This window comes from Streptomyces sp. NPDC005899, assembly GCF_040629645.1.
GTDB lineage: Bacteria > Actinomycetota > Actinomycetes > Streptomycetales > Streptomycetaceae > Streptomyces.
In genome coordinates this window covers 26,103-36,797 of the sequence record NZ_JBEXWB010000031.1, presented here as the reverse complement: position 1 = coordinate 36,797, position 10,695 = coordinate 26,103, and the positions used below count along the sequence as shown (strand labels likewise).

Here is a 10,695-nt window from a genome sequence, read left to right as displayed (position 1 = left end):
GTGGGCGCGTCCGCGACCCCCTCCGCGAGCGCGTCGCCGAGCCCCTCGGCCGACCGGCCGCCGGTCAGGGGCGCGGTGGACGTGGTGTCGACGCTCACCCAGGACCTGGCCTCGCCGTGGGGGCTGGCGGCGCTGCCCGGAGGCGACCTGCTGGTGACCTCGCGCGACGAGGCGACGGTGAGCCGGATCGACGGGAGGACCGGGAAGAAGACGGTGCTGGGCTCCGTGCCGGGCGTCTCCCCGGCCGGCGAGGGCGGCCTGCTCGGGCTCGCCGTGGGCCCGGAGTTCGGCGCGGACCACCAGGTGTACGTGTACTTCACCACCGAGTCGGACAACCGCATCGCCCGCCTCCAGTACGACGAGGCGAAGCCGCCCGGTCAGCAACTGGGCGCTCCGGACACCATCCTCCGGGGCATCCCGAAGGGCACCGTCCACAACGGCGGCCGCATCGCGTTCGGGCCCGACCGCATGCTGTACGCGGGGACGGGCGAGACGGGGGACACGCAACTCGCCCAGGACAAGGAGTCGCTGGCGGGCAAGATCCTGCGGATGACCCCCGACGGCGAGCCGGTGCACGGCAACCCCGAAGCCGACTCCGTGGTGTACACGTACGGGCACCGCAACGTGCAGGGGCTGGCCTGGGACGGGCAGAAGCGCCTGTGGGCATCCGAGTTCGGCCAGGACACCTGGGACGAGCTGAACGCCGTGGAGCCGGGCGGGAACTACGGCTGGCCGGAGGTGGAGGGCGAGGGGGGCGAGCCGCGGTTCGTCGACCCGGTCGCCCGCTGGAAGACGTCCGAGGCGTCCCCGAGCGGCATCGCCTACGCCGCGGGTTCCCTGTGGATGGCGGGTCTGCGCGGCGAACGGCTCTGGCGCGTCCCGCTGTCCGGCACGGCGGACGAACCTCTGGCGGCGCCCCAGGCGTTCCTGGAAGGGACGTACGGCCGGCTGCGCACGGTCCTCGCCGCGGGCCGCGACACGCTGTGGCTGGTCACCGGCAACACGGACGGCCGGGGCACCCCGAAGGCGGGCGACGACCGGATCCTCCTGCTGAAGGTGCGCTGAGCGGCTGCGCCCCGCGACCCGCGCGGCGGCTCCGGCGGCACGTGCGCGGGCCGGGTCAGGCGTGCGGTTCAGCCCACCGGGTACAGCCGGAAGCGGTGGGCGAGCGCCGCCGCCTCTCCCCGGCTGGACACGTTCAGCTTGGCCAGGATGTTGGAGACGTGCACGCTCGCGGTCTTGGGCGAGATGTACAGCTCCTCCGCGATCCGGCGGTTGGTGTAGCCGGCGGCGACCAGCCGGTGCACCTCGCGTTCCCGGGACGTCAGGCCGAACGACTCTGCCGCGTCCACCCCGGTGGCCGGTGCGTCCGGTCCCGGCCCGCCGGACGGCGCCCCGGCGTCCACGGCCGCGGACCCGGCGAGTTCGATCCGTGCGCGCCCCGCCAGCAGTTCGGCGCTCTCCGCGAGCGGCCGCGCCCCGAGCCGCTCGGCCACCGCGTGCGCCTCGCGCAGGAGGGGCGCCGCCGGCCCCCTGTCACCGGTGCCGGTGAGCACCGCCTCCGCCCAGCGGTACCGGATCCCCGCCAGCTCGTACGGACGCCCGAGGGGGGCGAAGGCCGCGGCGGCCCGGGCCCAGTGGTCCGGGGTGTCCGCCCCCTCGGCCCGGGCCAGCTCGGCCTCGATGAGCACTCCGTAGGCCGCCCACACGGGGACGAGCATCGGCATCCGCTTCAGGTGGCCGCGGACCCGGGCCAGGATCCCCGGCCGCCCGGGCTCCACGGCCGGCAGGCCACGCGCGTCGGCCTCGTTGGCCGCCACGACCTGGAGCAGCGGCAGCGCGTAACGGTGGGTGCCGGTCGGGAACCCTTCCGCGAACAGGGCCTCGAACGCGGACCGGGCCTCGGCGAGCCGGCCGTGGTGGGCGGCGACGACCATGGCGTGCCGGACGGGGGTGATGAGGTGCTGGGGCTGCGGGTCCTGGAGGCCCAGGTACCGCCGGTTGAGGGCGAGCTGCTCCTCCGCCTCGGCGATGTCCCCCCGCGCGAGGGCGAGTTCGGCGCGGCGTGAGGCGATGAGACCGTCCGTCTTGCGGGACCGGGACAGCGAGGCCGCGGCGTCGAGTGCCGCGCGGGCCTCGTCCCAGCGGCCCAGGGAGAAGTACGACTGCGCCTGGTTGGCCCGGACCCACGCCTCGGAGTCGGGGAGGCCGTGTGCGCGGCACACCGCGATGCCGTGGTCGGCGGCGGCCACAGCCTCCGGCGACCGGCCCGTCGCCTCGAGCCCGGAGGGCAGGTTGATGCCGGCGCGGCCCATCACCCCCACCAGGTGCAGCTCGCCGGCGCGGTCACGGACCGCGTACATCTCGGCCAGGCCTTCCTCGACGCCTCCCGCGTCGATGGTCAGCCAGCCCCGCGTGAGCCGGGCGTGCAGCTCGATGTGCTCGTCTCCGACGAGCCGGGCGTACTCCACGGCCCGGTCGGCCGCGGCCAGCGAATCGGGCCCGGGGCGGTGCAGGGCGCCCCAGCCGGCGACGTTGGCCAGGACGTCGGCGTGCACGGCGGAGGGGTGCGACCCGCGCACGAGCTCCTGGGCGGTGGCCAGTTCCTGCCACCCGTCGCCGCGGGAGAGGCTCTGCGTCAGCAGCGAACGCTGTACCCAGAACCACGCGGCGCGCAGCGGGTCCTTGTTCGGGTCCAGGACGCGCAGGGCCTTCTTGGCTATCGCCAGGGCGCGTTCACGGTCGCCGCCGACTCGTGCGGCGACCGTGGCCTCGGCCATCAGGTCGAGGTAGCCCAGCGCCGTCGTGTCCGGCTCGCAGCCGCAGCCGGGGTATGCCTCCGCGTAGTCGAAGGGGCGCAGGGTGGCACGCAGGTCCTGGGGCACGTCGTCCCACAGCTCCATCGCCCGCTCCAGCAGGCGCAACTGCTCGGAGTAGGCGTAACGGCGCCGGGCCTCGACGGCAGCCCTGAGTACGGCGGGCAGTGCCCGGGCCGCGTCGTGGGCGGCGTACCAGTAGCTCGCCAGCCGGGCCGCGCTCTCGTCGGCGCGCACGAGGGTGGGGTCCGCCTCCAGCGCTTCGGCGTAGCGGCGGTTCAGGCGGGTGCGTTCGCCGGGCAGCAGGTCGTCGCTGACGGCCTCGCGCACCAGGGAGTGACGGAAGCGGTATCCCTCGGAGTCCGGGGCGGGCAGCAGGAGATTGGCTCCGACGGCGGCCCGCAGCGCGGCGTCCAGCTCGTCCTCGCCCAGACCGGCGACGGCGGCGAGGAGCCGGTGTTCGACGGTGGACCCGCCCTCGGCGAGGACCCGGGCGATGCGCTGGGCGTCCTCGGGAAGCGCCTCGACGCGGACGAGGAGGAGGTCGCGCAGCGAGTCGGAGAGCCCCGAGCCGTCTCCGCAGCACTCCACGCTGCGGGCGAGCTCCTCGACGAAGAAGGCGTTGCCGTCCGAGCGGTCGAAGATGTCGTCGACGAGGGTGGCCTCGGGTGCCGCCGCCAGTATGCCGGTGAGCTGCCGTCCGACCTCCGCCCGGCTGAACCTGTCGAGCTCCACGCGCCGGACGGTGCGGAGCCGGTCCAGTTCGGCGAGGAGGGGGCGCAGGGGGTGGCGCCGGTGGACGTCGTCGGCCCGGTACGTCCCGATCACGACGAGGCGGCCGCTGCGCAGTGTGCGGAAGAGGTAGGCGAGCAGGTTGCGCGTGGAGGCGTCGGCCCAGTGCAGGTCCTCCAGGACGACGACGACCGTCCGGGCGGCGCAGAGGCGTTCGAGCAGCCGGGAGGTCAGCTCGAAGAGGCGGGCGGTGCCGTGTTCGTCGCCCGACGCCCGGTCGGCCTCACCGAGTTCGGGCAGGATCCGGGCCAGCTCGCCCTCCTGGCCGGCCGGCACCTCGGCGAACTCCTCGGGCAGCGCGCGGCGCAGGGCGCGCAGCGCCGTGGAGAACGGGGCGTAGGGCAGGCCGTCCGCTCCCACCTCGACGCAGCCGCCGACCGCCACCACGGCATCGCGACGGCGGGCGGCCGTGAGGAACTCCTCGACCAGCCGGGTCTTGCCGACCCCCGCCTCGCCCCCGACGAGCAGTGCCTGCGGTTCCCCGGAAAACGCGCGGGCGAGGGCGTCGGTCAGGACGGCCAGCTCACCGGCTCGGCCGACGAAGACGGGGCTGACGGTGTTGGTCTCCACAGCGCCGAGCATCGCATACGGGTCCGGCGCTGTGGAGGCGGCCGGAGGCGGGGCGTCCACCGCTACGCGGCACGCGCGAACCGGTCCGGGCGCCCGCTCACCCGCCCTTCCGTTCCGTCCCGTCCGGCGAGGCGGGCGGCGCGGCGGACGGACCGGCGGCTGAGCAGCGCCGCGCGGACGGTGCGCTCGTGGTCGGCCCTGCGGATGAGTTCGCCGGACCCGAGCTGGTGCAGTTCGTAGTGGTACACGGTGTTCTCCCTGGTGTCCGGCCCCGGCCGGGGCCACGGCTCCCTGCCGTGGTCCCGACTCTCGTCCGCCAGGGGGCGCCGCCGCATCGGGCGTGTGCCGCATCTCCTCGGGGTGCGGTGCCTTAGGCCGGCGCGGCGGATGCCTTAGGGCGCGCCTCAGCCGCCCGCGTGGGGCAGGGAGACGACGAGGTCCAGGTACATGCACACCGAGAGCAGGACGCCGAGCGCGCCGAGCGCGACGCCGGCCAGGGCGACGGAGCGGATCCAGCCGGGCCGGGGGCGGGCGGCGGGGGCGCCGAACGCGGGCCGTACGAGGACGAAGACCCCGGCCAGCAGGGCCGCCAGGGCGAAGAGGCCGTTGACGAGGGCGGTGCTGTGCCAGGCGTCGCCGTAGATCTCGGAGATCTGCTGGGCGGCGCTGCCGCCGCCGGAGGTCTTGATCTGGCCGATCAGGGTCTCCCGCTCGGCCGCGACCCGGCCGGTCCACGCCCCGGAGAGGGACACGATCCCGAGTCCGGCGGCGACTACGGCCGCGGCGCCCGAGCCGGTTCCCGCGGAGGCCTGGGCCTCGGCCTCGTCGTAGGGGTCGGGCTCCAGCTCCTCGTCCTCGGTGGCGCTGTCCCGGAGGGCCGCGTCCGGGGCCCCGTCGGTGGTCTTCGTCAGGTCGGGTGGGGAGTTCTCTCCCGTCGCCGTCCTCGTGTCCCCGGCCAAGTCCGTGGCGGCGCCCTCGGTGGCGTCCGTGCTGGCACCGGTGGCGTCGTCGGTGGCGGGAGTGGTGGTCGTGGAGGGGGTGGTCTTCATGTGCCGCACGCTAGGGGCCCCGTATGAGAACCCCCTTAACACCGCGTCCGGCCGGCACCCTGTCCCGCCGCGGACAGGCCCGGCCTCCGCCGCTCAGCCCACGCGCTGCGGGACGGACCGGTCCTCGCCTCCGGTGCGCTCACCGGGGATCCGGGCACCTACCGCGGGCGCGTCGGGCGGTTCGACGCTGATGCGGGGCAGCAGCCGGTCGAGCCGGGCCGGCAGCCACCAGTTGGCCCCACCGAGCATGTGCATCAGGGCGGGTACCAGCAGGGTGCGCAGGACGAAGGCGTCGAGGGCGACGGCGGCGGCCAGGGCGATGCCGAACATCGCGATGACGCGGTCGCCGCTGAGGACGAAGGCGAGGAAGACCACGATCATGATCACCGCGGCCGAGTTGATCACACGCCCGGTCTCGGCCAGGCCGACCCGGACCGCCGTGCGGTTGTCCCCCGTCGCCAGCCACTCCTCGTACATCCGGCCGACCAGGAAGACCTGGTAGTCCATCGAGAGCCCGAAGAGCACGGAGACCATGATCACGGGCAGGAAGGGCTCGATCGGGCCCGCGCTGCCGAGGCCCAGCAGTTCACTGCCCCATCCCCACTGGAACACCGCGACGACGACGCCGAACGAGGCGGCGACGGCCGCCATGTTCATCACGGCGGCCTTCAGGGGTATGGCGAGCGACCGGAAGGCCAGCAGCAGCAGGAGGCAGCCGAGCCCGATGACCACGCCGACGAAGAGGGGCAGCTTGCCGACGATGACCTCGGCGAAGTCGTCGTAACCGGCCGTCACTCCGCCCACCCGCAGTTCCAGCGAGGTGGTGGCCCGCGTCCGCGGCAGGAGGCCGTCCCGCAGCCGGTCGACGAGTTCGCTGGTCCGCCGCGACTGCGGCGCGGACTCCGGCACGACGGTGACGAACGCCGTGTCACCACTGCCGTTGTACGTCACCGGGCTCACCGAGGCGACGCCCTCGGTGCCGCGCAGCGCGGCCGGCAGGCCGTCCAGGGCGAGCCGGTCGTCGGCGCCGTCGAGGCGGGCGGCGATCGTCAGGGGCCCGTTGACACCGGGGCCGAAGCCGTCGGCCAGCAGGTCGTAGGCCTGCCGGGTGGTGGCCGCGACCGGGTTGTTGCCCTGGTCGGAGGTACCGAGGTGCAGGCCGGAGGTGGGCAGCGCGAGCACCACCATGACGCCGGCCGCGAACACTCCGAGCAGCTTGGGGTGCCGCTCGACGAACGCGGACCAGCGTGCGGCGAGGCCGGTGGTCCGTTCCGGCCGCGGCCCGTGGTCGGCGAGCTGCCTGCGCTCGCGCCCGCTCAGGGCCCGCATGCCGATGAAGGAGAGCAGGGCGGGGAGCAGGGTCACCGAGGCGGCGACGGTCAGCACCACGGTGAGCGCGGCGGCGAGGGCCACGCCGTCGAGGAAGCCGAGCCGCAGCACGAGCATGCCGAGCAGCGCGACGCAGACGGTGGCCCCGGCGAAGACGACCGCGCGCCCGGTGGTGGCGACGGCGTTCTGCGCAGCTTCCGGGACGGACAACCCGCCGCGCAGCCCCCGCCGGTGACGCGTGACGATGAACAGCGCGTAGTCGATGCCGACACCGAGCCCGATCAGCACGCCGAGCATGGGGGCGAAGTCGGCGACGGTCATCACGTGGCCGAGGAGCACGATGCCGGCGTAGGCGGTGCCGACGGACACCAGGGCGGTGGCGATGGGCAGGAGGCCGGCGGCGAGGGAACCGAAGGCGAGGAAGAGGACGACCGCGGCGACGACGACTCCGACGGCCTCGCTGAGGTGGACGGACGGCGCTTCGGTCAGCGCGACGGCGGTGCCGCCCAGCTCGACCCGCAGCCCCTCGCGCTCGGCCGACTCGGCGGTGTCGACGACGGCCTGGACCTGTTCCCCGGGGATGCCGTCGGTCCGGTGGTCGAAGACGATCGTGGCGTAGCCGGTGCGCCCGTCGGCGCTGATCTGCCCGCCGCCGGCCGGTCCGTAGGGCCCCGTGACGGCTCCGACGCCCGGCAGCGCCTCGATCCGGGCCAGGGCGCCGCTCATCGTCCGCTCGACGCCGGGGGCACGGACGGTGGGGCCCGCCGTCCGCCAGACGACGGTGGCGGCGTCCCCGCCGAGGTCTTCGAACCCCGCGGTCAGGATGTCCCCGGCGCGTCCGGCCTCCGTACCCGGCACGTCGTAGTCGTCGGTGTACGCGGAACCCGCGAGGCCCGCCGCCGTGGCCGCGCCGCCGAGGGCGAGGAGCCAGATGAGGACGGCGGCGAGGCGGTGCCTGAGACACCAGCGTGCGATGGCGGCCAACGGACGTGCTCCTGAGGGTTCGTGGACACTTATGCCGAGTTGACACGACACCCCGGGAAAAGTCTCACATGACCTGAGAAGGCAACTCTGACAGCCGACTGTGATCCTTTGCCCCTTTCGTGGCCATGGTCACACCCCGGGCTTCCCGCCCGTGCCTTGCCGCCGCCTCGCGCGCAGCCGCTCCGGCACGCCGGCCTCCCGCCCGTCACACCACTCCCGTCACACCCCGATGAGGTGCAGGGCCCCCCACAGCGCGATCGTCGACGCGCCCAGCGTCAGCGGGACGGTCAGCAGCCCGAGCCGGGTGAACTCACCGAGTTCGACATCGGTGCCGTGGTCGTGCAGGATGCGGCGCCAGAGCAGGGTCGCCAGGGAACCGACGTACGTGAGGTTCGGGCCGACGTTCACCCCGATGAGGGCGGCGAGCAGCGGCCCGGGGCCGGCGGCCGCGACGACCGGGAGCAGCGCGAGGACGGCGGGGAGGTTGTTGATCAGGTTGGCCAGCACGGCGGCGACCGCGGCCACCGCCAGCAGTTCGGGCAGCGAGGAGCCGTCCGGCAGGATTTCGCCGATGCCGGTGCCCAGCCCGTGGTCGACGACGGCCTTGACCACCACCCCCAAGGCCAGCACGAACAGGCAGAACAGGAGATTGGCGGACTCCACCACGCCCCTGACCGTCGTCCTGCGCTGTCCCAGTGCCCGGGCCGCGAGCACGGCGGCGCCGGCCAGGGCCGCCCACAGCGGCTCGAAGCCCGCGAACGAGGTGACGACGAATCCGGCCAGGGTCAGGAGGAGGACGACGAGCGTGAGGACCGGGACGGCGGGCCGGTCCTCGCTCGCGTCGGGCGCGTGCGCGCCGGCCGCCAGGTCGGCGGCGAAGACGCGGCGGAAGACCACGTACTCGACGGCGACGGCCGTCACCCAGGGCAGGGTCATCAGTGCGGCGAACCGGGTGAAGGAGAGTCCGCTCGCCGTGAACGCCAGCAGGTTCGTCAGGTTGGAGACCGGGAGCAGCAGCGACGCCGAGTTGGCCAGGTGGGCGCAGGCGTAGACGTGGGGCCGTGGGCGGGCGCCGACACGGACGGCGGTCGCGAGGACGACGGGGGTCAGCAGGACGACGGTGGCGTCCAGGCTCAGTACGGCCGTGACCACGGCGGCGACGACGAACACCCCGCCGAGCAGGGGCCCCGTCCGGCCGCCGCAGGCCCGGGCGACGAGGTCCCCGGCCGCCGCGAACAGTCCCTCGTCGGCGCACATCCGGGCCAGGACGAGGATGGCGGCGAGGAAGCCCACCACCGGCAGCAGGCTCCGCACCTGGTCCACGGCCTCGTCGAGCGGCACCGCACCGGCCAGGACGACCAGCACCGCCGCCGGGACGGCCACCGCCGCCTCCGGCCACCCCTTGGGGCGCACCACGGCGCAGGCCAGCACGGCGAGGAGCAGCGCGACGGAGAGGGTACCGGCGGCGACGGTGTTCAGCGGGGACTCCGGAGCGGCAGAGACGGTACGGGGGCGGAGGCGGTGGGGACGCGACGAAGGCGGGGGCGGAGGCGGTGGGAGCGGGCTCTGCGGGCGACGGGGTGACAGGAAAGGGGCGGCGCACCCGGAATCAGGATGCACCGCCCCCAGGGCCTGGGCCGGTCAGCCCTCGACGCCGAGCTTCTCCAGGATCAGCTCGCGCACGCGCGCCGCGTCCGCCTGACCACGGGTGGCCTTCATGACGGCTCCGACGAGCGCGCCGGCCGCCGCCACCTTGCCGCCACGGATCTTGTCGGCGACGGCCGCGTTGGCGGCGATCGCCTCGTCGACGGCCGCACCGAGCGCACCCTCGTCGGAGACGACCTTCAGGCCGCGCTTCTCGACGACCGCGTCCGGGTCGCCCTCGCCCGCGAGGACGCCCTCGAGGACCTGGCGGGCCAGCTTGTCGTTGAGGTCGCCGGAGGCGACGAGCTCGGCCACCCGGGCGACCTGCGCCGGGGTGATCGGCAGCTCGTCGAGGCTGCGGCCGGTCTCGTTGGCGTTGCGCGCGAGCTCGCCCATCCACCACTTGCGGGCCTGGTCGGAGGGGGCGCCCGCGTCCGTCGTCGCAACGATCAGGTCGACCGCCCCGGCGTTGAGAATGGACTGCATGTCGTGCTCGCCGACGCCCCACTCCTCCTTGAGCCGCTGGCGCCGCAGCCGGGGCAGCTCGGGAAGCCCCTTGCGGAGCTCCTCGACCCACTCGCGGGACGGGGCGACCGGCACCAGGTCCGGCTCGGGGAAGTAGCGGTAGTCCTCGGCGTTGTCCTTGATGCGGCCGGCCGTGGTGGAGCCGTCCTCCTCGTGGAAGTGCCGGGTCTCCTGCACGATCGTCCCGCCGGAGTTCAGCACCGCGGCGTGGCGCTGGATCTCGAAGCGGGCGGCGCGCTCGACCGAACGCAGCGAGTTCACGTTCTTCGTCTCGGAGCGGGTGCCGAACTTCTCGGTGCCGTTGGGGCGCAGCGACAGGTTGACGTCGCAGCGCATCTGGCCCATCTCCATCCGGGCCTCCGAGACGCCGAGCGCCTTGATGAGCTCGCGGAGCTCGGCGACGTACGCCTTGGCGACCTCGGGGGCCCGGGCGCCGGCCCCCTCGATCGGCTTGGTGACGATCTCGATGAGGGGGATGCCCGCGCGGTTGTAGTCGAGCAGCGAGTGGGACGCCCCGTGGATGCGGCCGGTGGCACCGCCGACGTGCGTCGACTTGCCGGTGTCCTCCTCCATGTGGGCGCGCTCGATCTGCACGCGGAAGATCTCACCGTCCTCCAGCTGGACGTCCAGGTAGCCGTTGTAGGCGATCGGCTCGTCGTACTGGGAGGTCTGGAAGTTCTTCGGCATGTCCGGATAGAAGTAGTTCTTCCGGGCGAAGCGGCACCACTCGGCGATCTCGCAGTTCAGCGCGAGCCCGATCTTGATGGCGGACTCGACACCGATCTCGTTGACGACCGGCAGCGCGCCGGGCAGACCGAGGCAGACCGGGCAGGTCTGCGAGTTGGCGTCCTGCTTGAGCTCCGTGGAGCAGCCGCAGAACATCTTGGTCCGGGTGCCGAGCTCCACATGGACCTCGAGACCCATGACGGGGTCGTACGTCGCGAGGGCGTCCTCGTACGACTCCAGGTCGATGACAGTCACGATGA

General features: G+C 74.0%; 7 protein-coding genes. 1 reads left to right on the top strand and 6 read right to left on the bottom strand.

The features are described from left to right. A partial coding sequence (locus ABZ371_RS06740; protein WP_358674497.1) for a PQQ-dependent sugar dehydrogenase occupies positions 1 to 1,065 on the top strand: 1,065 nt, incomplete at its 5' end. 68 nt (positions 1,066 to 1,133) lie between these two features. Here ABZ371_RS06740 and ABZ371_RS06735 read toward each other — a convergent pair. From ABZ371_RS06735 to gatB, 6 genes are all read right to left on the bottom strand, one after another. Further along, positions 1,134 to 4,190, bottom strand: coding sequence for an AAA family ATPase (locus ABZ371_RS06735; protein ID WP_358674494.1), 3,057 nt, complete (start codon positions 4,188 to 4,190; stop codon positions 1,134 to 1,136). Positions 4,191 to 4,240: 50 nt separating this feature from the next. After that, positions 4,241 to 4,426: a hypothetical protein gene (locus ABZ371_RS06730; protein ID WP_358674491.1), complete on the bottom strand. Its 186-nt coding sequence runs from the start codon at positions 4,424 to 4,426 to the stop codon at positions 4,241 to 4,243. Between the two features lie 156 nt (positions 4,427 to 4,582). Next, entirely contained in the window at positions 4,583 to 5,227 is a 645-nt protein-coding gene (locus tag ABZ371_RS06725) for a hypothetical protein (RefSeq protein ID WP_358674488.1), read from the bottom strand. Between the two features lie 93 nt (positions 5,228 to 5,320). Further along, a complete protein-coding gene (locus ABZ371_RS06720) occupies positions 5,321 to 7,540 on the bottom strand; it encodes an MMPL family transporter (protein WP_358674485.1) in 2,220 nt (739 codons plus the stop codon). Between the two features lie 219 nt (positions 7,541 to 7,759). Then, complete coding sequence (locus ABZ371_RS06715; protein WP_358674505.1) at positions 7,760 to 9,019, bottom strand: SLC13 family permease; 1,260 nt, start codon at positions 9,017 to 9,019, stop codon at positions 7,760 to 7,762. A gap of 162 nt (positions 9,020 to 9,181) precedes the next feature. Then, positions 9,182 to 10,690 carry an Asp-tRNA(Asn)/Glu-tRNA(Gln) amidotransferase subunit GatB gene (gene gatB, locus ABZ371_RS06710; RefSeq protein ID WP_358674482.1) on the bottom strand — a complete coding sequence of 503 codons (1,509 nt, stop codon included), beginning with the start codon at positions 10,688 to 10,690 and terminating at the stop codon, positions 9,182 to 9,184. Positions 10,691 to 10,695: the final 5 nt, after the last annotated feature.

Coding starts and splice junctions, on each gene's coding strand:
- ABZ371_RS06735 (WP_358674494.1), bottom strand. CDS start 4,190: ATGCTCGGCGCTGTGGAGACCAACACCGTCAGCCCCGTCTTCGTCGGC.
- ABZ371_RS06725 (WP_358674488.1), bottom strand. CDS start 5,227: ATGAAGACCACCCCCTCCACGACCACCACTCCCGCCACCGACGACGCC.